Genomic DNA, 24,973 nt, shown 5'->3' on the forward strand with positions numbered 1-24,973 from the left:
ATAGCGGTCGAAGGCGTCCCTTGTTCTTCCAAGCAACCTTCCGCTCGATCGACCAGCGGACTGTCCGGCACCGCAAGCGTCACCCCTCCTGACCTTGCCCCGCTGAAATAATCCTTTTTGAAATAAGCTCTGGCCTATTGAGAGGACCAGAGAATAGAGCTGGCTCGGGAAATCTGCACAGCTAGGATAAGTGGAATTTCTGCCTGACTGCGGCTTAGATGCCGGGAACAGTAGAGAGCATGACAAGACGACCGCGCCGGAACCATAGCCCGGCTTTCAAGGCAACGGTGGCGCTCGCCGCTATTCGAGGTGAGCAGACGCTGGTGGAATTGTCCTAGCAGTTTTACGTGCATGCCGACCAGATTCAACAGTGGAAAGATCAGCTCCTTGAGGGGGCGACGGGCGTTTTCGGCGATGAAGCCAAGGCGGAACCGGCAGGTCCAACGGTCGATGTCAAAACGCTGCACGCCAAAATAGGCGAACTGACACTGGAAAACGATTTTTTCGCTGGAGCGCTCGGCAAGGCGGGATTGCTGAGCGGAAAAAATGATTGACCGCGCGCACAAACTGTCGGTCTCACGCCAGGCGAAGCTTCTCGGCTTCAGCCGTGGCAGCGTCTATTATTTGCCACGTCCAGTGTGCGACGGCGATCTGACCCTGATGCGGCGGATCGACGAACTGCACCTCGACTACCCGTTTGCCGGAAGTTGGATGTTGCAAGGGCTCTTGAGGGGAGAAGGGCTGGAGACCGGGCGGCTGCACGTCGCCACGCTGATGAAGAAGATGGGCATCGAGGCGATATACCGTCGCCCGAACACGTCGAGACCGGCACCTCGGCACAGAATCTATCCCTATCTTCTGCGCAAGCTGACGGTGACCCGGCCCAACCAGGTCTGGGCAATGGACATAACCTACGTTCCGATGGCTCGCGGTTTTGTCTATCTCTGCGCCGTCGTGGACTGGTTCAGCCGGAGGGTTCTGCCGATGGGCCCATACCACCGGCTTAGACGAAACGCTGCTACAGTTTGATCGCGTTTACGTGGCCCCACCGCTATCCAGTCATATTATTAAACGGTAAACACACGACTACATGGCCCAAATACTGCGTAGTCACAGCAACTACATCGTAGTTAGGCACCGGGGCTGGAGGAAACTACACAAAAAATCGCATTTTTCGTTACTATCTATTCGGACGAGCGAAAGCGCTCGTTTTAATCATCGCCCTAGCGCGAGATACGTCTTACTTATCTACGTGAAAACAGTTGGTGCAATACGTTACTTTCGCCTAATTGCGATTGTCGGGACATTGGCCGCAACTTCGGCACCGTCATAGCAACTTCGGTGCCGCGCACCGCAATTTCTTCCACTAAATCACAGGCTACAGGATCAGCACTAACGACACGTGCTCCGTTTCTCGAGTGCATGTCTCCGTATTTTGAAGCTAACAGAGAAGCTGCACATGTCTGTTTCCGACCGTACAAGTGATCATGATAATTCACGTCCATTCATCGGCTTCATCGTCAACCCAATCGCAGGAATGGGCGGAAGCGTCGGATTGAAGGGTACGGACGGGGAAGCGATCGTTCGTGAGGCCGTCCTCCGCGGCGCCCGTCCAATCGCTGGGGAAAGAGCCAGCGAGGCCCTAAAGCGGTTGCTGGCAATCTTACCTCACATTCGTGTCCTCACCGTCGCCGGACCAATGGGTGAGGTTGTGGCACGAGAGGTTGGCATTGAACCCATTGTTCTAAACCTTTCACACACAGGCTCATATAAGAGCCTCGATACTCGCTTGGCCGCTGAAGCTATGGCGGACCAAGGCGTAGGCCTGATCCTCTTTGCTGGCGGTGACGGCACAGCGCGCGATATACTTGGCGCGAGCGGCCATCGGGTGCCGATGTTGGGGGTGCCAGCGGGCGTAAAGATGCATTCCGCTGTCTTTGGCACTACGCCGGCCAACGCGGGTCACGTCGCCGCCCTGTTTCTGGCTGGCGGCCCCCACGCGCTGTTGCGGGAGGCGGAAGTAATGGACTTGGACGAAGATGCGATGCGCGCCGGCACCCTTTCGGCACAGCTCTATGGTTACGCACGCAGCCCCTTCGAACGTCGCCTCGTACAGAATGCGAAAGCCGGCTCAACTCGAGGTGAGAACGCAGTGCTGGACGCAGTAGCCCGGCAAGTAGCCAGCAATATGCAGGACGGAAAAATTTACATACTCGGTCCGGGAACGACCACCCGCCGTGTGGCAGACGCCATTGGTATCTCGTCCACGCTGTTAGGTGTCGATGCGGTCCTGAACCGAAAGGTCGTTGGTGCCGATCTTGATGAGCAGGCGCTCTTGGCCGTCATCGAAGGGCATCCAGCCGAGATACTCGTCGGCGTGCTCGGCGGTCAAGGCAGCCTCTTCGGGCGTGGCAACCAGCAAATCAGCGCGGAGGTAATCAGAAGGGTAGGCCGCAACAATATCAGAGTCATGTCGACTGTGGAGAAGCTGATCAGTTTACCCACCGGGGTTCTGAGCGTCGACACCGGCGACGCCGAAATCAACGCAATGCTGACAGGACATATGCCCGTCATCACCGGTCCTGACCGGACAATGTTGGTGAAAATTCGTGCCTAATCAAAACGCTCACTAAGGAGTATTCTCTATGAGAGACGAGACAGCACATCCCTATATGGCAAATTCGGTGCAGGCAATTCAGCGAGAGATGCTGGATTCGATTGGCGTCAAGACGATCGAGGACCTGTTCGTTCAGATCCCCAAGGACCACCGCATAAGCCGCCCGCTCAACCTTCCTCCCGCCCTAAGCGAGCGGGAGCTGCGGCGCCATCTCATCGAGACTCTCTCGAAGAACAGCACCACGGAGGATAATTTAAGTTTCCTCGGCGCCGGCATCTGGCAACATCATGTTCCGGCGGCGGTCGACGAGATCGTCCGGCGCAACGAATGGCTGACCTCCATTTATGGCGAGCCTAGTTCCGACCATGGGCTCTACCAAGCATGGTTTGAGTTCTGCAGCCAACTCGGTGAGTTGCTGAACCTCGACCTAGTCGGCATGCCCGTGCGTAGTTGGGGCACCGCCGCCGGCCACGCACTTCGAATGGCGGCCCGACTGACTGGCCGTCACGAAGTGGCCGTCGTTCGCGCAATCGACCCGGAGCGGCTTTCGATCATTCGCAACTATTGCGAACCGCCGGAGATGTCGAACCACATTGCAATCCGCCTCGTAGACTACGATCCGGCGACGGGGCGGATAGATCTCGAAGCTCTGAAAGCCGCGGTCGGCGAGCAGACAGCAGCCGTCTACTTCGAAGTCCCATCTTATCTTGGCATGATCGACCATCAGGCAGCCGAGATCGCCTCAATCGCTCGCGCGGCCGGTGCCGAAACCATCGTAGGCGTTGACCCGATCTCTCTGGGTGTGCTGTCCCCACCATCGTCCTACGGCGCCGACATTGTCGTCGGCACCATTCAGCCCTTGGGCGTTCACCTACATGCCGGCGGCGGGGTCGGCGGTTTCATCGCGACGCGCGACGAACCTCGCTACGCAGGGGAGTATCCGACGCTTTGCATCAGTATCGCCGAGACGCTCAACCCGGGCGAGTTTGGGTTCGGGCGCGCCATGCTCCACCAGTCTTCCTACGACCTACGCGAAAAAGGCAAGGACTGGATCGGTCACTCCGTCTACCTGTGGGCGGTCGCCGCGACTGCCTACATGGCGATGATGGGGCCGCAGGGCTTCGCTGAGATAGGTGAAATTATTCTACAGCGCGCTCACCACGCCGCGCGCCGCCTTGGCGAACTCAAGGGAGTCAGTGTCAAGTTCCCCTCGGGCTTTTTCAAGGAATTTGTCGTCAACTTCGACGACGCCGGAAAGAGCGTCTCGCAGATCAATGATGCGCTACGCGACGAAGGCATATTCGGCGGTCACGACCTCTCCACCGACTTCCCCGAGCTCGGCCAGAGCGCACTCTACTGCGTCACCGAGGTCCATACCCATTCCGACATCGAGCGCCTAGCTGGCGCGCTTCAGAAGGTGATCTCACTATGAGCGTCGAACTTAAGCAATACCAGGCCCCCGTCTGGAACGAGCCGGTCATCATGGAGATGGGATACCCGGGTCGCCGTGGCGTGCTCTTTCCGCGCGCGGAACCGGAGATCCGGCAGCATATCGGTGACGTGTCGGACTTGATCCCGCCCGGCATGCGCAGGCAGGACAAACCGGCCTTGCCCGAGTTGTCGGAGCCGGAGGTTCTCTACCATTATCTACGTCTCTCTCAGCAAACATTGGGCATGATGGGCATCAGCCTCTTCGGCACCTGCACCATGAAGTACAACCCCCAGATCAACGAGCAGATGGCCTGGCGTCCCGAGATCACGGAACTCCACCCTCTGCAGCATGAAGACACCATGCAGGGCGCATTGGAGATCGTGCACAACATGGACCTGATGCTACGCGAGCTGTCGGGGATGCATCAGTTCGTGTTCCAGGCGGGAGGCGGGTCCGAGGCAGCCTATTTGAATTGTGCGGTCACACGCGCCTATCACGCCTCAAACGGCGAGCTGGAACAGCGCGACGAAGTTATCGTGACGATCCAGACCCACCCCTGCAACCCTGCCACTGCGGCAGCGGCTGGCTTCAAGGTCATCACCCTGATGCTGGACGAAAACGGCTACCCGTCGCTCGACGCGCTAAAGGCGGTGGTGTCCAACCGCACTGCCGCGATCATGGTCAACAACCCCGATGACATGGGCGTCTACAATCCCGACATGAAGGAATGGGTGCGGATCGTTCACGAAGCAGGCGGACTAGCCTTCTACGACGCCGCCAACTTCAACGGCACCATGTCGAAACTTCGTGCTCGCGAGCTCGGTTTTGACGCTTGCATGTTCATGCTGCACAAAACCTTCGGCGCGCCGAAGACCGGCGTCGGCGGGCCTGCGACCGGCGCCTATGGGTGCTCGGCTAAACTTGCGCCCTTCCTACCATCCCCGCTGGTTGTCCGTGACGGAGACCGCTATCGCCTCGACGCTGACCGACCACTGAGCGTCGGCAAGATCCGTGAATTCCTGGGCAACATCCAAGTGGTCCTGAAGGCCTACGCATGGACCCGCGCCATGGGTGCCGATGGCATTTCCCAAGCCTCCGACATTTCGGTTATGTCCAACAACTACATGGAGAAGGGGCTGCTCGCGATCAAGGGCGTGACCCGCTCCCATCCTGAGCAGACGACCCCCAGAATGGAGATGACGCGTTACTCTTTCCAGAAGATGAAGGAGGAGACCGGCGTTGACATTCACGACGTTCAGAACCGGATGACAGACTTCGGGATCGATCCGTTGTGGGCAAGCCACGAGCCTTGGCTTCTGCCCGAACCCTTCACGCCCGAAGCCGGTGAGATGTACGGCAAGGAGGCCCTGGACCGATGGATCGCTGTCCTCAACCGCATCTCCGACGAGGCTTACTCCAATCCGGAGATCGTCAAGACTTCACCCCATAACCAAGCGATCCACCGTCTGAAGCCAGGAATGATCGACGATCCATCGACCCGGGCCATGACTTGGCGAGCTCACCTGAAAAAGCGAGCGCAGAAGGCGTAGCGAGCTCGTATCGATTGGTCAGCCGGCGGTGTGATACTGTTCGTATCCACTGCCGGAACGTCCGATCCATTGTCGCGCCCCAACTGTTGCAACGCAAGAAACATGTAACCCCACCGCTTTGCATAAGATCATCAGAGATCGTCACTCAGTCCTGCCGTTACTGCAATTTCAGCTGCGACTGCTAGCAGATTCGCCACCAAGGGTGGTACTTTATCAGGAGTAAACCATGACGCGAGCATCCTCCAGAGCAATTAAGAGCGTTGCGATTTTAGTGACATTTGCCGGTTTGGCCGTTGAAATACCAATAGTTACAATAGCTCACGCTATTGAGCCGATTTCGGGCAGTCTCATATTCAAGGGGCAACCTAAGACAAAGCTGCAGCGATCCCCAATCGGGAGCACTGTCCCACACCACTTCCACGCAGATAGAGATAGCTACTATGAAACCTACGTGCTCAGAGAAGACCGTTCACTAGAACTCATAAGCCGTCAGCGGTGGAGTAAGAGGTGACGCGTTGAACCTCTGCCTTTATATGTACTAGGCCGAGCTAATCACGACCTAGAAGTGGCGGGGCGGGTTATTGCGCTCCGTCGAAGCCGAGATCCCGCGCCTCTTTTCAAATACTATGCCGTCACATTCGCGCCATAGGCTCTTTGTGCTCGGCGACTTTGCTACGGCCGTCCACGGGAGCCTAGGAAGCCTCGATCTTACCCAGGCGCCGGGGCAGTTAAACCAACTCCAGAAAAGCCATCGCTCGAAGCCGAATACACGAATACACCGTGGACGGAGCATTCCGCCATCATGGAAATGTTAATGCTGAGTTACAAACTTAAATGACTTCGACCCCAAGCCTTGCCCAGCGAGGCCCCGCCAATATCGCGGAAACACCCAACTGCAAGTTAGAACGAGTGCTTCTGTGGGGACTGGATACCCGGGACGCAGTAAGCCCAAGCCGGCCTACCTGTCCTCCCCGAATGCTTACGAGATCAGCATCGAGTTTGTGAAAGTCCACCCGAAAGTTCCAAGCCGCGTTTCCGCTCTTTGCGTCAGGAAATTCGTCACTGCCCTTCACGTCCGATCGTCAAAGAAGAGGCTTTCCGAATCTCCGCAACATCTTGATTTGGCGGCAACACTAGTGAGAGCTACTTCACCCCGGTACTTTCATTGATCAGTCTGCTGTTAACTGCAGCGAAACTTTCGTCGGAACAATCAGAGTTTGCAGTTCCGAGACAGGCTGTCCTGCGATCGAACCAATCAGCGCTTTGGCCAACCCCTGGCCCGTTTCTCGCACGTCCTCGTGCACGACGTAGAACTCGTCGCCGAATATCGGAAGGTTTGCGAAGAGTTGCTTTGTGACGATATCGACGTCGTGGCCGATGGTAGCGCCAACATCTTTCAGAGCGGCCTGAATTGCCAGGATAGCGCCACCCGTGCCGCTGACCCCTCCGGAACTGTTGACCAACCCATCCGGCGCCGACCGTTGCTGCATCAGGCTTCTGATAGCGAGCCTGATTTGCTCAATCGAGCTATCGTTTGAGATGCCATGGATTGGCACCTCCGTCAGTCGCAGTTCGGCTATCGCCGTATTGAAGCCTTGCCGCGTGTGGTCGTGAAAACTGACGCCAGCGGGCGGAGCAAGGAGCGATATACGCTTACGCCCGAGACCGGCGAGACATTCAACGGAGATCCGAGCAAAGGCGTAGTTGTCGAAGTCAAAATACGGATGTTCGATACCCATTTGCGTTCGACCGTGTGTGACGAAGGGCATACCTTGCTCGATCATGTACTTCACCCGCATGTCCTCGGGCTCAATCCGGGAGATGATGATGCCGTCCACGGCCTCTGACTCGACCAAGTGTCTGATCGGCGCGACCGGATCGCTGTGTTTAGAATAGGGCGTGACCATTAGATGATACGGTGTGTCTTCTATCCCCTCATTGATCCCGCAAATCATCTGCGACACAAAGCTACCGATTTGCTCGTCGGTATCGAGGACCAGGCTGATTACGTTAGTCTTTCCGGTCCGCAGTCGAAGACCGGCTCGGCTTGGATGGTAGCGAAGCGTTCGCGCCATCTCATGGACGGACTCGCGCGTGGCGATGGCGATTTTCTCGTCGTCTTGCAGGGCGCGCGAGACCGTTGTAACGCCGATACCCAAGGCGGTTGCAATAGTTTTAAGCGTTGGTTTCTTACCACGTAGTTCCAATGAAAGCATCCGTATCTTGGTTTGTTTTTTGGCTGCCCTTTGCACCTTACTAACAATTCTCATCGCATTCACCGTCAAATCCGAAATAGCTTATGTTTTCGAGCGAGCAACGCTTGATCAAGCCTTTCTCTGGCTAAAGAACAGCCTCAACCAAGCAGAAGGGACCCACCACGATCCTTGACGATGAGAAGTTGTATCGATACAACTATTCTATGAAACGATACAACAGGTCTGTTTGCAGTGACACAATCTCATCGGAAACGGGTCTGAGGGAGCCCTTCCGACATACGAGGGCGTGGCCGGGTGGCGTCACTGAGCCGTTTGAGATTTTTCGGCCGACTTGGAGTACACATCGTCAAGCGCTGCCGGACGCCACGTTCTTTCAGGACATAGTCGGACACGCCCGTGTCGACCCCTCTGAGGGGCAGCACTTAAATTCCAAAGGGCATAAATGCCGTCGTCGCCTTACCTAGTTTCGCAAGGTCGCCCGTTATGAAAGTGAGCTATCAGCTTCACATTCTCCCTAGACGCACGGGTCAATGGCACGCAGTCGCCAGAGGAGTTTGTGACGGTAGCTTCTCATATAATCCGTTCGGCCGGCACAGTCGTATCTCCGGATCGCTTGCCATCCAGCTTAACTTTGGGCGCCTGTGGTGCTTGTTCACGACTCCTGACGGACGCCAATGAACGTTCAAGGTCATAGATCATTCGTGCAGTGGTACAGCACGGGGCCGCATTCGTCCCACGTGCGCTCGATGAAATCGACAGGCGGAGTTCTCAACCTGATTGAGGTCCACCGCCCGGCCGGAGACATGTCCCGCCCAGCTCTGCCAGACATCGTGCTAATGGAAGACATTCTTGGCTGCAGTCGCGTCAGGGGTGACTTAGGGGGCGGTCGATTCGATACTATGACCGGGAAAGGCACACTCGCTCTTGCTGCGCCGAATTTTGCGACCAGGGTAATCAATGACGAACGCCATCGGCTTCGTAGCCTGTCGTTTCCTGTGGCGCAGTGGCAGAGCGTGCTCGACGAGGCCGCCGATGGCCGGTTCTCGATCGACGCTTCCTGCATCTACGGGAAAGTCTTTTACTCGCCGATGATCAGGGCGATGCTACGGAAACTTTGGGCACTATGTGACGAAGAGGGCGCGCCGTCGCGACTGCTGGCGCGGGCGGCGGGCTGCGAGATACTTGCCGAACTCTGCAGATTAGGCGGAACTCCGTTCACGCCCGTAAAAGGCGGCCTTTCACCTCGGGCAGAGCGGCGTTGTCTGGAATTGATGCGGTCACGTCTCTCGGAGGATATCGGCCTGGAGGATCTGGCAGCCGAAGCGCATCTGTCGCCCTTTCATTTCGCCCGCATGTTCAAACAAAGCATTGGAGCATCGCCGCGGGTGCACCTGACGCGGCTTAGATTGGAGAAAGCCTGTGAGTTGCTTGAAACTACAAATCTGCCTGTCACAGAAATCGCCTTAGAGGTTGGTTATTCCTCCAATCAAGTGCTGGCACGGCTGTTTTTGAGACATCGGCAAATAAGCCCTTCTGAGTATCGGCGTGCAGTTCAAAATCGGGTGCGCAGATTTGCTCTGCACCCCCTGTGACGTAGCTTATGCCATTATGCCATCGTTTACCGCTGTCGACCTCGGTCTTCTTCACCCATTCATGCAGCGTGGCTGGCGAGCAGCCGATCTTGGCCGCAATAGATGAAACGGTAGCCCAGCGGGATGGATGCTCGGCTTCGTGATCCAGCACCATACGAATGGCACGTTGACGGACACTAGCTGCGTTGTTGCCCTCAGGGCACCTGGCGGCAACGGTGCAAATTAGTTGCCTGCAGAACGGCAGCATTTCAGAAATACCGTGTGAAACCTGCCTGTCTGCTTCCGGCCCCGTATCAGCCATCCCCATGAGCAAGTAGCTCACAACACCATCGCTTTGACACGCGAAAGAGAGCTAAGCCCGTTGCGGAAACAGAACGGTGCCGAGCAACGTTCTGCCGCCTGATACCGCCAAGGGGGCGTCGTATCTCGCTGGCGCGAGCAGGCCAAGTTTGACGTGCAATTCGGCCGCCGCTCTCGGCAGGAACGGCAGTAGGCAACGCGCTACGATAGCAAGCCCGTGGACCTGCTCCGCCAATGTGGCCCCAAGGCGACGCAAGATCGCGGCCCGCTCGTCTGTTCTAAGGTGGCCGAGCAGTGCTTTCGCATCCGCCCAGGGAGCCTGCCTTGTGAATTCCCTGTTCGCCTCGCCCAGTTAGCCAAAAATCTCGGCAAGGCCCACATGAAGCTCATAATTGTCGAAAGCCTGATGAACTCTTTCGTAAAGTCCTGACGCTTGTCGCACCAGCGCACTGTCCGGGACTTGAGGTGCGACCCCGTTGAAAGCATTTCTCAGAAGTGTTAGCACTCGGTTCGCCAAGTTTCCCAGTTGTCCGCCAAGTTCCCCCGACCATGCGGCCTCCAGTCGTTCTTCGGAAAAGTCGCCGTCATCTGCAGAGCGTATGTGCCGAAGCAAATAGTATCTGAGGGCATCCGGTGTGCCGTACGTCTCGACGAGGCGATCCGGGGAAATTCCGTTTCCGGCCGACTTGCCGATTTTCCTGTCGTCGACCGTCAGATAGCCGTGTACGAAAATGGATGAGGGCAGGGGCAGACCGGCGGATAGCAAAATTGCCGGCCAATAGATGGCATGGAATTTCGAGATGCCCTTTCCGACGAAATGCAGGCGTTCGCCATCACCGGCCCAGTAGCGCTGATAGATTAAATCGTCAGATCCGTGCCCGAGACCGGTCAAGTAATTGGCGAGCGCATCAAACCAGACGTAGACGACCTCGTCGCTGCCGGGAACCGGCACGCCCCATCCACGCGCTCGGTCTGCGCTGCGCGACACGCTGATATCCGTCAGTCCGCGCCGGAGCAAAGCGATGATTTCGTTGCGTCTATGCGCAGGCGTAACCTGAAGCTTTTCCGTTTCAATCAGGTCAAGGATTCCGTCGCCGTATCGGGAAAGGCGGAAGAACCAGTTTTCTTCCCGAATGAGTTCAAGAGCCACGTTATGCTCGGGGCATTTCCCGTCATGGAGTTCCGATGGTTCGTAAAACTGCTCGCAGCCTACGCAATAGAAGCCTTCGTAAGCCTTGCGATAAAGATCGCCACTGGCGGCGCAGGAATTCCAGAGGGAGTGAACGCAAGCGACGTGTCTTGGATCGCACGACGTGCGAACGAACTCATCGTTGGAGATGTCGAGCTGTCTGCCGAGCCGGTCGAAGCTTTCGCCGTTGGCAGCGACAAAATCTGCAACAGGCCGCCCGACGGCTTCTGCCGCTCGCACGTTTTTAAGGCTGTTGTCATCGGTCCCACACTGAAACCGAACATCCTTGCCAAGGAGCCGGAAATGGCGAGCATAGGCATCGGCCTGTACGAGCTCGAGTGCGAACCCGACATGCGGTGAGGAATTGACATAGGGTATCGAGGTGGTGAGGTAGATGGACGGGGTTTTCATTGGAGAATCCTCTCGAAAGCTGGAAAAGCCTAGGAGGCGGATTACCGAAGAAAAACCGCCTCAAGGGCGGTTTGTTGTGCAACAAAGACGCACGAAACCCGCCACGCTAAAAGCGCAGCATCATCATCGTAGCGTTGATCGGGTTACTATGCATGTCGGAAACAGATATCATCTTCCAAAGCAGATAACAAGCATTTATGGGTTTCAAGCCGCGCTACCCTCTTTTGCGGACATCATTGCACAGCCTTATTCCTACTGGCCGAGTGACCCACAACCGTGTGAACGTTATACTTGGCGATGATAGGATTGTAACTGTCACTCGATCAGGGCGCCGACAACGCAAATTTCCGCCGAAGCCAGCAGACGTCAGAAATCCAGTCAACTTGAAATGTGGCGCTACCCTTGCGCCGATCATTCTCCTTCTCTAGCGACGCTTCGCGGTGCAAGAGGCTTTGACAGCAACTTCGTCCAAGCGAAACTGAAACTCCCATTTTAACGGATGCAAGCCGTTGCATTATCTAACGTCGTCACGACGAACTCAGTTCTCTCTGGCTGAACGAGCTACGACACGTCAACCTTCGCGTTCTAGTTTCAGTTTGATATCAGCCCGCTGCAACCCTTAGCGACCGACTGAGCAACCCAACGGTAGGATCTGCAAATAGATGCCGCTCTTCGACAAGACCCTCTATCAATCGCAGTTCTGCTACCGCAAACTCGCTGAATGTCCGCACCAGCGAACTCATAAACCGGACAGACGGATAGGCTAGAAATGCCTCCGTTGGTTTGACCTCGTATTCCGGTAGAATTCGCAACAGTGTACCCTGCGCTATTTCGTCGTTGACCATGAGTTGCTGAACTGGCCCTGCTGCGTGTCCTTCCATCAGGGTGGCCCCGATAACGGCCGCACTGTTTGTACGGATAATCGGCCGTATCGGAATTTCAAACATGCCTCCTGTATGGTCGTGAAGTGTTAGAGTATCGGCCAAAGTGATGGATCTGGAACTGGCGACCATGTTGATTTGAGACAGGCGTTCGATTGATTCGATTGGCCCATGCCGCTCAAGGAAACTTGGAGCCGCGACGAGGATTCTGCGGATCGATCCTAGACGGCGAATGATAAGTTCCTGGCTGACGGGTCGACCATACTTGATGGCCACGTCGAAATTCTCGTAGACGAGATCTACGTCTCGATTGTCGAGAATGAGGTCGGCAGTGACAGCCGGGTGAAGACGCTGGAACGCCATGACGATTCCATGAAGGTGCTTTGTACCGATGCAGGACGGCGCATGCATCCGTAGGTGGCCTTCCACCTTGCCGAGATCACGCTTTGCACCCTCGAGCGCGGCATCGATGGCAAGCAGCGCTTCGCGGCTTGCATCGTAAAGCGCCTGCCCCTGCGAGGTCGGCCTGACGATCCGCGACGAACGTTCGAGCAGGCGCGCACCGACATGCCTCTCGAGATTTCGTAGGTGCTTCGTGACACCCGGCTGAGTGATCTTGAGATCACGCGCGGCGGCAGTCACCGACCCGCGCTCAACGGTGCGCACAAAAGCTCTCAGGGCGGCTGCAATATCCACAAGGAACTCCCGCTGTTGGTCGAAGGGTGGCTTGAGCCATGATAACCGCCAATGTGACTTTTTGAGCGGCAACCACCGGTCCCGGCGCATTTAGCCGAACGTCGGTTCCTGATGCACGACGATGCGAGCGTGATAGGGAACGCGCTCATAGAGATCGATGATGTCGTGATTAACGAGGCGGACGCATCCCGACGAGACGTTCTTGCCGATCGACTGCCATTCGGGGCTGCCATGCAGGCGGTAGAGCGTATCCTGCCGGTTCTGGAAAATGTACAGCGCACGCGCACCGAGCGGGTTCATGACACCCGGATCCATGCCGCCATTGGCGACGGAATACCGGTCCAGTTCCGGCTGGCGGGCAATCATCTCGGCTGGCGGCTTCCATCGCGGCCAGTGCTGCCGCCAGTGTATGGTGCCTTCGCCTTGCCAGGCAAAACCCTGGCGGCCGATACCGACGCCATAGCGCATCGCCGTGCCGCCCTCCTCGACGAGATAGAGAAAACGTCCCGGCGTATCGACGACCACCGTTCCTGCTGTCTCGCCGGTCGGATCGGCAACCCGCTGCCGGTAATATTTTGGATCCATCTGCCGGTAGGGAATGGCGGGGACCAGATGGCCGCCATCCTCGAACGCGGCATATCGTGCCTCCAGTTCGGCATCGACGGCGCTCAAGATACCGGGCTGCTCCACCGGCGTTCCGGCCACAGGCTGGACAACCGCTGGGCTGCTGGTAGCGCATCCCGAGAGGGCGGTGGCCGCCGAGCCGATCAGGAGCGCTCGGCGAGACAATGTCTTGGTGTCTGATTGCATCTGCACTTCGCTGTTGTTTGACGAGCGCCAGGACGGCACTCTTTTCGCGCCAGAACAGCAGAGCGACGCAATGGCGTCTATGGCTGATGGGGTAATGGGCACCATAACCGATGGTTATGCGAGGGACGCCTGACCTGCGCGCCGCGAGTTTTCTTCATTCACTACACCCTCAACCTCGATCGGAACCGTAACCACAAAATTGTCATTAACTGCCATTATCAGTGCCAATTAATGACAACAGGAGTGATCATGTCGGACCGTTCTAAAGCTGCACAGCTCGCCGTTGCCCGATCTGCGGCGCGGCTGTTCATCGAACGCGGTGTTGCTGCGACAGCGGGCGGCGAAATCGCCAGGGAGGCCGGCATCTCGGAGCGCACCGTCTGGCGCTACTTCCGCAACAAGGAAAGCTGCGTTGCGCCCCTGTTCAGCCGGTCATGGGCAAATTTCGCCGAACAGACGCGAAGCTGGCCGCGCAACATTTCATTGGAAACGCATCTGGCGACCTGCTTCGACCTTGCAAAACGCGCGCCGGAGGAGCTTGCCGATGCAATATTGATTGTTCGCTTGATCGCGATGGTGCCGGACGAACCCGATCTCCGCTCTATCTGGCTGTTGTCCTATCATGACGGCGAGGATGCGCTGGCCGAGATCATCGCCGACCGGCTCGACCGCTCGCGTAACGACTTCGACGTCAGGCTCTGCGCCGTCGCCACCATGGGCGCGGTGCGCACGATCGACGAGACGATCAGTCTCGCCGCTATCCGCCACGGCCAGAGTTTTACGACCGCGGAGGTCGTTGCCCGGATGGCAGAGGCGATCCGCGCCGTCAGCAACCTGAATTTTTGTGACCCCGTCGAGCCGAACCCTTTCGGCATTCGCACGGCTCTTCCCCTTAATAGCAAGACCCGCTGACCTGAAACCGGCCCATGCCGTTATGGCATCCGAACCCTTTCGATGTCTGGTCTGCATCGGCCTCACCTGTATTGGAGAACACTATGTCCGACATCGATTATCCGCGCACAGAGCGCATCGACGTCGTCGAGGAACATTTCGACCAGACGATCGTCGATCCCTATCGTTGGCTGGAAAACAGCGCCTCCCAGGACGCGAACGTTGTTACCTGGATCAAGGCGCAAAACGACCTGACGCGTGCCTGCCTGGAAACGTTGCCCGGCCGCGACGTGTTTCGCAAACGCATGGGCGAGTTGCTCGATTACGACCGCTACACCGCTCCTTTGAAACGCGGTAGCCATTATTTCTACACCCTCCACGAAGGACCCGTGAACCAGCCGTCGCTCTACATGCGCGATCATGTGGACGGCGAAAACCGTCTGTTGATCGACCCCAATGCCTGGTCGAATGATGGCGCCGACGCACTGGCCGAATGGCAGGTGTCCGATGACGGCAAACTGATCGTGTTCGGCATTCAGACCGGCGGCGAGGACTGGCGCAAGCTCAAGGTGCTGGACGTCGAGACCGGCAATGTTCTGGACGACGAGGTCCAGTGGGCGCGTTTTACCAAGATTGCTTGGGCCCCCGACGGTTCCGGCTTTTTCTATTCCCAGTTTCCCGAACCCGAGGCTGGCAAGGCGGCCGTCGCCGGCGTCGCCAACCAGGCCGTCTATTTCCATCAGCTGGGTATGCCGCAGCGCGACGACCGGCTCATCTACGCCACTCCGGATCGCCCGCACCTGCTGCACATGGCCGACCGGGTCGTCAACGGACGCTACCTGCACATTATTTCGACGCCGGGCTCGAACGAAAATGCGCTCACCGTCGTGGACCTCGATGCAAGAGACTGGACGCCACGCACCATCATTGCCGATCTGGAATCCGAGTGGACCGTCATCGGCGAGGATGAAACCAGGCTGGTGGTGATCACGACACACGGTGCCGAGCGCCGCCGGCTGGTGTCGCTTGATCTGGCGCAGGCCGAGCCGCATCCTGTCGAGATCCTCGCGGAAGCGCAGGACAACGCCGTGCTCAACGACGCCGCCATTCTCGGCGGCCGGCTGCTGATTGCCTATCTCGTGGATGCCAAGACTGAAATCCGACGCTTCACGCTGGACGGCGAGCAAGACGGCATCGTTGCCCTGCCCGGCATAGGCTCCGCCGGCGGCCTGCGCGGAGACAGCCAGGAGGACGAAGCTTTCTTCGTCTTCACCAGCTTCGACGCGCCGACCGCGATCTATCGCTACGATGTCGGCACGGAAAGGGTCACGCCCTGGGCCAAACCGCACGTGCCGGTCGATCTGGAGCGTTTCGTCGTCGAGCAACGATTCTACCGCTCGAAAGACGGCACCGAAGTGCCGATCTTCATCATGCGCCGCAAGGATTCGACCTCCGCCGCCCCGACCTTGCTGTACGGCTATGGAGGTTTCGGCATCAGCCAGATTCCCTATTACAACCCGCTGCAACTGGCCTGGGTGGAACAGGGTGGCGTGCTGGCCGTCGCCAACATTCGCGGCGGGGGCGAGTATGGCCGTGCATGGCATCGCGCCGGCAAGCGGGAGAACAAGCAGAATGCCTTCGACGATTTCATTGCCGCCGGCGCGTTCCTGAAGCAGGCCGCCATCACCACGCCGGACGGCCTCGCCATCCAGGGTGAGTCCGGTGGCGGCCTGCTGGTCGGCGCCGTGACCAACCAGCGGCCGGACCTCTTCGACGTCGCCCTTCCCGGGGTTGGCGTGATGGACATGCTGCGTTACGACAAGTTCACGGGCGGCATTCTGTGGCGCGGCGAATTCGGCAGCCCTGCAGAGGAAGTGCATTTCCGCAACCTGATGCGGTACTCGCCCTATCATGGCATCAAGCCGGGCCAGAACTACCCGGCGATCCTTGCCACAACGGCCGATGCGGACGACCGCGTCGTCCCGGCGCACACTTTCAAATACGTGGCGGCGCTGCAAGCCGCAGAGCTTGGACCGAACCCGCATCTCGTGCGGATTGAAACCCGGGCCGGACACGGTGCGGGCATGCCGATGGACAAGGTTGTCGCACAGCACGCCGACATGTGGGCCTTCGCCGCGAAGTGGGCCGGGCTCGAAATCCGCCCGATCCGATGATGCACCTTGATGGGAGATGAACCATGACGGATGCTTGCCCCATACCGACCGGGCCAGAGAAACAGCTCAACGACATCCTGATGCAGGCCGAAGCGGCGATGGTGGAAAAAGTCATGGCGGCACTGAGGGATGCCGAACGGGCGGCCATCGCCGGGTTTCACGAAAACACGCTCGAGGCGACACCGCCACCCCTCGAATATTTCGCCGCTGTCCTGCACCAGAGGATGTTTTGCATCATGTGCGGTGCGGATCCGCAGACCATGCAGGGTGGCGACCCGAAACTTGCCATCGCGGTGATCCGCAACAGCCAGAACATAGCCCGGCATTACTGGGGTGCCGACACGGGCCCGGTCCATCCGGCTCCTGCGGTAGAGCCTGCGGTCCCGTCATTCCCGCCGGAGGGAGAGTAGCAACCGTTGTATCGGTTGCGTCTCGCGCGATCCGGCTCGGTGTTTTGTCCGCACCGCAGCGACAGATGGCTGGATGTCTGCGGCGGCACTGACCAGCCGCCGCAGACGTTTCTCACGACTGACGCTGGGTTTGACCGACCAGAGGCAGTTTCGATAGCGCATCACGCAGCGCAATCGCATCCCATGGCATGTATTCGGTAATACCCAAGCCAACGACATCGGCCTGGCTTGCGACATCCGACAGCAGTCTGACGACCTGAGCGAGCGTCATCCGGCCGGCCTGAATGTCGTCCTCGGTTTGCGCGGGCGCGCCCGGTTTCGAAAACGTCAGCGACCGGAACAGGCTCGCGTCCAAGACATCGAGGTCAAAATGCACCGCGACGTGCTTGGCGCCGGTTGCGCGCAGCCAGGCAAGGACGGGCGCGCTGTCGGTCGCCAGTTCCTCAGGCCCTACGCGCTGGATCTGCAGGCGATCGGCAAGCTCGTCCTCGAATTTCTGCAGTTCCGAATACTGATCCGGGAGCTTGCGCCAACCCGCAACCATCGCATTGCCAGGTTTGACCGGCGTCTTCACGGCTGAGAGAAATTCCGCATCGCCCTGCCCCATCAGACTGCCGAGCACATGCGCATGGGAGTTCGGAAAAACCTTTGGCGAAAACAGGTCGCTGTGCGCATCGATCCAGAGCACGGCGAGGTCTCCACCATATCGCTCGTTCAGATAGGCGAAGGGTGCCAGGTCGACGCCACAGTCTCCGCCGAACACGACAATCCGGTCCGGCTGATGACGATCGATGCGTCGGCGGGCGTCTTGAAACTGGCTCACCACGGCATCCCGCGCCAGAACTCCGTCACTGACCGGCAAGGGTTGACCGTCCGGCTCTGCGATCGTGACTTCCTCGACAGGTCCGTCCGCCTCGGGGGCGAGCCAGGCCAACAGTTTCGAGCCGAACATGTAGGACGGATCGCCGCCACCCTGCCATTGTGGAAAGAGTAGACGAAGGGTTTTCTCGTTTTGCATAAATCAACTCCAGTTAAAACACATCCCGTCTGATATGGTGTCGAGAAAATCGCGTACCATGGCTTATTTGGGACGTTTTGGATACACTGAAGGCAAGATCCTTCCCGTACGTGAGGCTCCATGGTAGGTGCAAACCTCAACGATATCGCTGTATTCATGGCCGTTGCCGATGCCGGCAGCTTTGCCGCCGGTGCCAGGGTCTCGGGCCTCACACGATCGGCGGCAGGCAAGGCCGTATCACGCCTAGAAGACAGGCTGGGCGTGCGCTTGCTGAACCGGACGACACGCGCACTTAGCCTGACGGATGAGGGTCGGTCGTTTCATTCACATGGACTACGGGTCATCGATGCCGTCGATCAGGCAGAAGCAAGTGTCGTCAGCCCGACGGGCGTGCCCCGCGGCGTGCTGCGTATATCTGCGCCACATGCGTTCGGTCTGCGCATCCTGATGCCGTTGATCGAAAAGTTTCTTGCCCAGTGGCCCGGGACGCAGATCGAGGCGAGCTTTACCGACCGACTTGTCGATGTCGTCGACGAGGGTTTCGACCTGGTGATCCGCTTCGGCGGTTCCTCTGTCGACAGCCGGCTGATCTCGCGCGTCCTTGCTCGTGACCGCTACCTGCTCGTTGCATCTGCCGATTATGTCGAGCGGCATGGCCAGCCTAACAATCTCGACGAGTTGAGACATCACCAATGCCTTGCCTTCTGCAGTCGGGGAAAACGGCAGCAGTGGCGCTTTGCAGATGACGGCGGGCACTGGGTTACTTTGCAGGTCAAAAATCGACTTCGGCTTGATAGTGGAGAAGCTTTGCATCACGCCATCGGTCGCAATCTTGGTATCGCCCTGATGCCGAGCTTTCTGCTGGCGCAGGACGTACAGTCCGGTCGTTTCGTGCAGCTCCTGCCTGAGATCCAGACGGAAACGGTCGAGATCAGCGTGATCTATCCCGACCGACGCTTTCTTGATTCCAGGGTCAGGCAATTTGTCGATCTGCTTTCGTCAGATATCTGCCTTTAGCTCTTACGAGCTCTTGGCAATCGGCAATCGCCACTGAAACAATCCTTCCAGATTGACGGGTACCTCTTTCAGAACACGTCAATGCGACGGATCCGTCGCCATCCCGTGCTTCCTGCTAAATATTCTGCCCAAGGAAGCTACGCATGATCTGGAAGATTTCGCTTGCGTGGGTTTCGAGCGCGAAGTGGCCGGCGTCTAGAAGGTGTACGTGCGCGTTCGGCAGATCGCGCTTGTAGGCCTCGGCCCCAGCGGGGACAAAGGCCGGATCATGACGACCCCATACCGCAAGGAAGGCCGGTTGAAACTTACGAAAGTATTCCTGAAATTCAGGATACCGTTCGAGATTGGTCCGGTAATCCAAAATGAGATCCAGCTGGATTTCTTGCGCCCCCGGCCGCGCCATCAAGGCAATATCGAGCATGTAGCCATCGGGGCTGAGCAGACGGGGATCAGTCCCGGTACGATACTGCCAGTTCTCGATCACGTCTGGCGACAGCGTTAAACGGCAAGCTTCCCGCGTCTCGGGGCTGGGGTCGCGCCAGTAGGCCTGCCAAGCGTCCCACTGGTCACTGAAACCCTCAACATAGGCGTTGCCGTTCTGGCTGATGATCGCAGAGACCCGTTCCGGATGCGCGGCCGCGAGACGATAACCGGTCGGGGCGCCATAATCGAACACGTAGAGTGCATAACGATCGAGCGATAAGGCTCGTGTAAAACCGTCGATGACTTTGGCCATGTTATCGAATGTATAGTCGAACCGTCCCCGCTCGGGGGCTTGGGTATATCCAAATCCCGGAAGATCCGGCGCTATCACCCGATACTTTTCGGCAAGCAGCGGAATGAGATCGCGGAACATGTGACTGGACGTAGGGAAGCCATGCAGAAGAAGCAGAACCGGAGCATCCCCCGCGCCTGCTTCCCGATAGAATACGTTCACCTCTCCGACCTGCTGTGTTTTGTAGCTCACTGTCATGTCATTCTCCGTTAGGCTGGCAGGCATAGACCGACGGTCCATCCGTGGACCTCATGCGTCGTCTTTAGAATTCAGATGGATAAAAGGACGCTTTTTTCCCGTTCCAGCGCGCGTCGTGCCGCGGGGCGTTCGACCATCCGGTTCTTCATGGCAACGATGTTTTCCAGTTCCATGATCGGCAATCCGAGCTCGCGACCCCAGGGAAAGAAGACCAGGGCATAGGGGTCGGCAAGGGTAAATTCATCACCCATCATCCACGGGCGGTCGGCCAACGTGCTGTCGATCTCTTGCAGGTAAGCCCAATAGCTGTCCTTGGCCCGCGCCTTGAGGTCCTTATGCGAGCTGCTATCCGTGGCATAATGCTCCGGATGAATGAACTGCTTGAACGTCCGATGCACCGTTCCTGATAGCCACGCACAAGTCGCAATCGTCCGCGCCCTGTCCAGTGGATCGTCGCCGAGCAAGTCGCCATGACGATGGGTTGTCCCAACCCATCCCAAGATGGCCGTTGTTTCTAGGAGCACGCGACCGTCATCGAAACGCAGCGCCGGGACTTTCGCCCGCGGGTTGATGGCCAAAAAGTCAGCTTTGTTCTGCTCGCCGGAGAAGATGTTGACCTTCTTCGCCTCGAAGGCAGCGCCGGCCTCCTCCAATGCGACATGAGAGGCCATCGAACAGGCGTATGGGCTGTAGTAAAGGGTCAACATGCTAAGTCATCCTTGAAGTTTTGTAGGGTTCGGGAATGGAAGCTCGGATCACTGGAACGCACCTGCGATCTGCTGGCGCAATGCGCTATTCTCCGCCTCAAGTAGGGCAAGCCGGTCCCTGATTGGTCGCAGACTTTCTTCGATCTGTGCCTCGGTGTAGCGAGGGACGATATACTGGGGGCAGTTCCAGTCGAAGTTCTGAAGTCGCAGCCGGATGATCCGCTCCGCCTTGCCCGGCGCGTCTCCCAGAACCGCGGTCGTCAAAGCCGCGTCCGCGTCGAGAGGCACCGTCTCCGCCTGGACATAAATCTTCAGCCGGGTCCTGCGCGGATAGTCCATCAGGAATAGACATGCCTTGTCGTTCGCCGAAAGATTTCCCGTGCTGATATACTGGAAATTTCCGCGATAGTCGGCAAACGCGAGAGTCCGGTCGTCTTGCACTTTCAGGAAGCCTTTTGCTCCGCCGCGATGCTGGATATACGGCCACCCGGTCTCTGAAGTTGTTGCGATGTAAAAACTGTCGCGATCGGCAATGAAGCCCGCTTCCTGATCGGTAAAGCGGTCGAACTCGCGGTCACCCCGAAAATTCTCCCACATATGCGCCACTCCGAGTTTTTGCTGGACGTCACGCACCGCTGGCGTGACCGCCACATTCAAGAACCCATAGGCCATTGCCGTCTCCTATTGCCGAGCCTCATTAAGGCATACAACTGATATGACGTTATATTCGGCTTCTGAGGGATGCATAATCCGCCGATACTGGATAGCATCTGCTCGGAAATTGGGGAAATCGATGGATCGACTGGAGGCCATGTCGCTGCTGATCGACACGCTGGATGCGGGTAGCTTCTCGGCTGCCGCGAAGAAACGCGGCGTGCCTTTAGCGACACTCACGCGCAAGGTCGGACAGCTCGAACAACACCTTGGTACCGTCCTCCTGATCCGATCGACCCGGAAACTGTCGCTGACCGACGCCGGACAGCGATACCTCGTTGGCGCACGCCAGATCATAGCGCATGTGAGCGAGGTCGAGCGGGAAGCGGCGGGCGAATTCGTGGAGCCGACCGGACGGCTGGTTCTGAGCGCGCCTCGTGCGTTCGGTCGCCTCCACGTCCTGCCGATTGTCAGCGACTTCCTGAAGCTTCACGAAGGCATCAACATTGATCTGCAACTCGCCGACGGCAATGTCGATCTGGCCGCAGGCGCCGCGGACCTCGCGGTCCGGATTGGCTGGCTGCCGGACAGCAGTCTGATTGGTACCCGGCTCGGCAGTATGCGGACCGTGATCGTCGCCAGCCCCGCATTTCTCGAGCGCTATCCCGCGGTTCGACACCCCGACGATCTGGCGCTGCTACCGTCGATAAGGCTCAGCATGCCCTTGGCGGCAACGGCTGCAAAATCGAGGGCGGCGAAAGCCGACTTGCCTCCCGGTCGACAACGACTTCTTGTTTCCAGTGCCGGCGCGGCGGTCGATGCCGCAGAGGCAGACCTTGGCTTTGTGCGTTTGTTGCACTATCAGGCGGCCGGCGCCCTTAGGGCCGGCCGCCTGCGTCGAATACTCGAGGCATTCGAGGGAGATCCGGCGCCTGTGCATATCCTCCATGCGCCGCTGCCACAACTTCCCCAAAAAATCCGCAGGTTCCTCGATTTCGCGAGCGATCGGCTACGTGCCTCGCTGGTGGCTATCGGTGAAACCTGAGTAAACTTCTATCCAAGAACAGAAGTAAATGTCTTCGAGACGAACCAACACAAGCGCTCACGGATTCGGACAATCGCCTGCCCGTCGTGAACTTTGGCGCCTCTCATGGAAGGTGGCGCCATTTGACCATACGATCTTTGAGGTCAAGCGTCGCGCCATCGACGGTAAATGTACCATCATCCTGGTGATGCATCATTCGACGTTCCTTGCGGCTCTGAGGAGAGGTGCTGACACACTCTTTGCAGGTAGCGTCTTGAGCCCGAACCTATCGAATTTATCGATTGCCTCCCCAGAGCAGTTTCCGACGTCTACAACGGTTTCTGCAAGATCTGCGCCGGGCACCGCAATCACACAACCTTTAGTTTTTCGGAGAGCCTGATAACTGTGATCCCAAGGCCCGATCACGCAGCCAATGAGCGGCGGGTCGTGCTGGATCATCATATGCAAGCCCCTCGTCATTACGTTGGGCTTGCCGATTGGGCCTGGCTCCTTCATGCGATAGGCCTGAGATGCGAGTAATTCCCTCATGTTGATCTCCCTCGAGACAGTCTGCGTGAAGCAACGACCTTTCGCTGCAGCTCGGTTACCAACCCTGTTCTACTGGCAGGACGAACAGCTCTGCCACGTCTACGTGAGCCGGGGCCTGCGCTGCGAAGACGATCGTATCGCCGATGTCTTCACCCTGAAGGAATGTCATCTGGCCGGATAGCTCATCCATCTGCTTGCGATAGCCCGGATCGGTGATGTGGTCGTAGAGCTCGGTCGCGACGGCGCCTGGCTGGATGCAGGTGACGCGAATCCCATGCTTTGGGCCAACCTCCATTCGCAGTCCGTCGGAGAACGCAGAAACCGCATGTTTCGTGGCGCAGTATACCGCTAAACCCCTGAAGACCTTGCGACCAGCGATCGAGGACATGTTGAAGACGTGGCCGGAATGCTGCTTGATCATATGGGGCAGGACGGCGGCTGTCGTATTGAGCAGGCCCGTCACGTTTACGTCCACCATCCGATGCCACTCGTCGACTTTGAACTGATCGATGTCGGAGAGCGGCATAAGACCGGCATTATTGACGAGAATGTCGATCGAGCCAAAAGCCTGGACAAGCTTGTCGACGCCCGCTTCGACTGAGATCTTATCGACCACGTCCATCTCGATCACGAGAGCTCGCCCGCCCCTGGATTCGATTTGCCTTCTTAGCTCTTCGAGTTTTTCGGTGCGGCGTGCAGCGATACCGACCTTTGCGCCGGTCTCAGCCAGCTTAACAGCAGTCGCCGCGCCGATTCCACTCGATGCACCGGTGATCAGTGCAACCTTTCCGTTGAGGTTGGTCAATGTATTCACTCCTTTGTCTTGCAGCCCACCACCAAGGTGGACGTTGCGTTCTGACAAAAGGGAAGTTACGCCGTCGATCGGTGCCCTTCTCTCGCGGCCTTGCTCAACCTGTCGCGATCTTGCTCGAAATCACAGCAGGCCGAAAATTCAACCTCGCCGGTATTGGCTCGGCGGCAAACCAGTCTCACGACGGAAAACTTGAGCAAAGTGGCTTGGGCTCGAATAGCCCACCGACATGCCGATCTCGATGATGCTTGTATCCGTCTCCTGCAATAGAAGCTGCGCCTGTGCTATGCGCTGACGGATAAAGTAGCGCGACGGCGAAAGACCTGTCGCCTTCTTGAACAGACGGCTAAAATGAAACTCGCTCATGCCCACTGTTGCGGCGAGCTGGGCGAGTTTGAATGGCTCGGCCAGATTTTCTCCGAGATGGGAAATGGCCCGACGAAGCTTGAAGCCAGGAAGTGCGTTCCGCCGGTCGTGGGCAGTTTCATCCGCGACATAATTCCGGATCAAGTGCACAGTGAGGCTCTGGGCAAGCCCTTCGACGAACAGCTGGCTTCCCTCTCCCTCCGCGATCAACTCCTGATGAATGAGAGCGAGGAGATGCGATAGCTGGTCGTCCCTCCCGCCGGAAACGTCGCGTAGCGAGAAAGGCGCAACGCTGCCCAGAACGTCGCCGGCAACACGTTGGATTTCGGCTACCGATAGATAGAGATGCATCACTTGGAACGGTACATCACCGATCGCGCGCCAGCGCATTTCATAAGGCGTGGGCGAGTGAGTTAGAAAGAAATCCCCGACGGTGACGGTGTTTGCAACCCAGTCGCCGTCAAGTTCGCGTTCTTCCACCACCGCCTCACCGGAGATGACCCAGACGATGAGAGGTTCGGCAACAGCGGGGACAAGAAACCGTTCCTGGCTTTTCAGACGAGAGTGGACCTGCACAAACAGATCCTTCCAGGCTGGGCTATCGCCACTGAAGAGTCTGCGGCCGGCAATATACTGTTCGAGCCCAAGCGCGGAAGTCCGTTCGGACATTTTACAAATACTTCCA

At 57.9% G+C, this 24,973-nt stretch carries 18 protein-coding genes and 4 pseudogenes; 10 read left to right on the forward strand and 12 right to left on the reverse strand.

All coding sequences use genetic code 11. From position 1 onward, the window contains the following. Positions 1-239: 239 nt before the first annotated feature. The 4 genes and pseudogenes from AC0JZ8_RS02350 to gcvPB form a co-directional block, all read left to right on the forward strand. Positions 240-981, forward strand: a pseudogene (locus AC0JZ8_RS02350) (DDE-type integrase/transposase/recombinase); the annotation flags it as partial. A 478-nt stretch (positions 982-1,459) separates the two neighbouring features. Further along, entirely contained in the window at positions 1,460-2,617 is a 1,158-nt protein-coding gene (locus AC0JZ8_RS02355; protein ID WP_471891601.1) for an ATP-NAD kinase family protein, read from the forward strand. Positions 2,618-2,645: 28 nt separating this feature from the next. After that, the gene (gene gcvPA, locus AC0JZ8_RS02360; RefSeq protein ID WP_471891602.1) at positions 2,646-4,049 is read left to right on the forward strand and encodes an aminomethyl-transferring glycine dehydrogenase subunit GcvPA; all 1,404 of its coding nucleotides are present in this window, start codon (positions 2,646-2,648) and stop codon (positions 4,047-4,049) included. Then, a complete protein-coding gene (gene gcvPB / locus AC0JZ8_RS02365; protein ID WP_471891603.1) occupies positions 4,046-5,599 on the forward strand; it encodes an aminomethyl-transferring glycine dehydrogenase subunit GcvPB in 1,554 nt (517 codons plus the stop codon). The genes gcvPA and gcvPB overlap by 4 nt, the downstream gene beginning before the upstream one ends. 1,169 nt (positions 5,600-6,768) lie before the next feature. Here the strand turns inward: gcvPB and AC0JZ8_RS02370 are convergent. Next, complete coding sequence (locus AC0JZ8_RS02370) at positions 6,769-7,869, reverse strand: LacI family transcriptional regulator (protein WP_471891604.1); 1,101 nt, start codon at positions 7,867-7,869, stop codon at positions 6,769-6,771. Positions 7,870-8,561: 692 nt separating this feature from the next. Between AC0JZ8_RS02370 and AC0JZ8_RS02375 the strand changes: the two genes are divergently transcribed. Then, positions 8,562-9,407, forward strand: coding sequence for a helix-turn-helix domain-containing protein (locus AC0JZ8_RS02375; protein ID WP_471891605.1), 846 nt, complete (start codon positions 8,562-8,564; stop codon positions 9,405-9,407). Between the two features lie 22 nt (positions 9,408-9,429). On the opposite strand, the pseudogene AC0JZ8_RS02380 reads toward AC0JZ8_RS02375, so the two are convergent. The 4 genes and pseudogenes from AC0JZ8_RS02380 to AC0JZ8_RS02395 all read right to left on the reverse strand — a co-directional run. Beyond that, positions 9,430-9,561 (reverse strand): annotated as a pseudogene (locus AC0JZ8_RS02380) (IS3 family transposase); the annotation flags it as partial. A gap of 198 nt (positions 9,562-9,759) precedes the next feature. Then, positions 9,760-11,307 (reverse strand): annotated as a pseudogene (gene metG, locus AC0JZ8_RS02385) (methionine--tRNA ligase). A gap of 602 nt (positions 11,308-11,909) precedes the next feature. After that, positions 11,910-12,956: a LysR family transcriptional regulator gene (locus tag AC0JZ8_RS02390; protein WP_471891606.1), complete on the reverse strand. Its 1,047-nt coding sequence runs from the start codon at positions 12,954-12,956 to the stop codon at positions 11,910-11,912. Between the two features lie 18 nt (positions 12,957-12,974). After that, positions 12,975-13,694, reverse strand: coding sequence for a L,D-transpeptidase (locus AC0JZ8_RS02395; RefSeq protein ID WP_471891607.1), 720 nt, complete (start codon positions 13,692-13,694; stop codon positions 12,975-12,977). 249 nt (positions 13,695-13,943) lie between these two features. On the opposite strand from AC0JZ8_RS02395, the gene AC0JZ8_RS02400 reads away from it, so the two are divergent. From AC0JZ8_RS02400 to AC0JZ8_RS02410, 3 genes are all read left to right on the forward strand, one after another. Next, positions 13,944-14,606, forward strand: coding sequence for a TetR/AcrR family transcriptional regulator (locus tag AC0JZ8_RS02400; protein ID WP_471891608.1), 663 nt, complete (start codon positions 13,944-13,946; stop codon positions 14,604-14,606). 83 nt (positions 14,607-14,689) lie between these two features. Further along, positions 14,690-16,759, forward strand: coding sequence for a prolyl oligopeptidase family serine peptidase (locus AC0JZ8_RS02405; RefSeq protein ID WP_471891609.1), 2,070 nt, complete (start codon positions 14,690-14,692; stop codon positions 16,757-16,759). 23 nt (positions 16,760-16,782) lie between these two features. Beyond that, complete coding sequence (locus tag AC0JZ8_RS02410; RefSeq protein WP_471891610.1) at positions 16,783-17,169, forward strand: hypothetical protein; 387 nt, start codon at positions 16,783-16,785, stop codon at positions 17,167-17,169. Between the two features lie 112 nt (positions 17,170-17,281). Here AC0JZ8_RS02410 and AC0JZ8_RS02415 read toward each other — a convergent pair whose 3' ends face one another. Continuing rightward, on the reverse strand, positions 17,282-18,187 hold the full coding sequence (locus AC0JZ8_RS02415) for an arginase family protein (protein WP_471891611.1): 906 nt from the start codon (positions 18,185-18,187) through the stop codon (positions 17,282-17,284). A 120-nt stretch (positions 18,188-18,307) separates the two neighbouring features. On the opposite strand from AC0JZ8_RS02415, the gene AC0JZ8_RS02420 reads away from it, so the two are divergent. Beyond that, on the forward strand, positions 18,308-19,204 hold the full coding sequence (locus AC0JZ8_RS02420; protein WP_471891612.1) for a LysR family transcriptional regulator: 897 nt from the start codon (positions 18,308-18,310) through the stop codon (positions 19,202-19,204). Positions 19,205-19,319: 115 nt separating this feature from the next. Here AC0JZ8_RS02420 and AC0JZ8_RS02425 read toward each other — a convergent pair whose 3' ends face one another. The 3 genes from AC0JZ8_RS02425 to AC0JZ8_RS02435 all read right to left on the reverse strand — a co-directional run bounded on the left by AC0JZ8_RS02425 (position 19,320) and on the right by AC0JZ8_RS02435 (position 21,556). Next, the gene (locus AC0JZ8_RS02425; protein ID WP_471891613.1) at positions 19,320-20,177 is read right to left on the reverse strand and encodes an alpha/beta fold hydrolase; all 858 of its coding nucleotides are present in this window, start codon (positions 20,175-20,177) and stop codon (positions 19,320-19,322) included. A 71-nt stretch (positions 20,178-20,248) separates the two neighbouring features. Then, entirely contained in the window at positions 20,249-20,884 is a 636-nt protein-coding gene (locus AC0JZ8_RS02430) for a glutathione S-transferase family protein (RefSeq protein WP_471891614.1), read from the reverse strand. A 48-nt stretch (positions 20,885-20,932) separates the two neighbouring features. Then, positions 20,933-21,556 (reverse strand): pyridoxamine 5'-phosphate oxidase family protein, encoded by a 624-nt coding sequence (locus AC0JZ8_RS02435; protein ID WP_471891615.1) that lies wholly within the window; start codon positions 21,554-21,556, stop codon positions 20,933-20,935. A gap of 121 nt (positions 21,557-21,677) precedes the next feature. Here AC0JZ8_RS02435 and AC0JZ8_RS02440 point away from each other — a divergent pair, with 121 nt between their 5' ends. Continuing rightward, the gene (locus AC0JZ8_RS02440) at positions 21,678-22,583 is read left to right on the forward strand and encodes a LysR family transcriptional regulator (protein ID WP_471891616.1); all 906 of its coding nucleotides are present in this window, start codon (positions 21,678-21,680) and stop codon (positions 22,581-22,583) included. Positions 22,584-22,686: 103 nt separating this feature from the next. Here the strand turns inward: AC0JZ8_RS02440 and AC0JZ8_RS02445 are convergent. The 3 genes and pseudogenes from AC0JZ8_RS02445 to AC0JZ8_RS02455 form a co-directional block, all read right to left on the reverse strand. Next, positions 22,687-23,111, reverse strand: a pseudogene (locus AC0JZ8_RS02445) (flavin reductase family protein). Positions 23,112-23,166: 55 nt separating this feature from the next. Continuing rightward, a complete protein-coding gene (locus AC0JZ8_RS02450) occupies positions 23,167-23,916 on the reverse strand; it encodes an SDR family oxidoreductase (RefSeq protein ID WP_471891764.1) in 750 nt (249 codons plus the stop codon). Positions 23,917-24,063: 147 nt separating this feature from the next. After that, positions 24,064-24,957 (reverse strand): helix-turn-helix domain-containing protein, encoded by an 894-nt coding sequence (locus tag AC0JZ8_RS02455; RefSeq protein ID WP_471891765.1) that lies wholly within the window; start codon positions 24,955-24,957, stop codon positions 24,064-24,066. Between the last annotated feature and the right edge of the window lie 16 nt (positions 24,958-24,973).

It is taken from the genome of Velazquezella soli, from assembly GCF_977018685.1.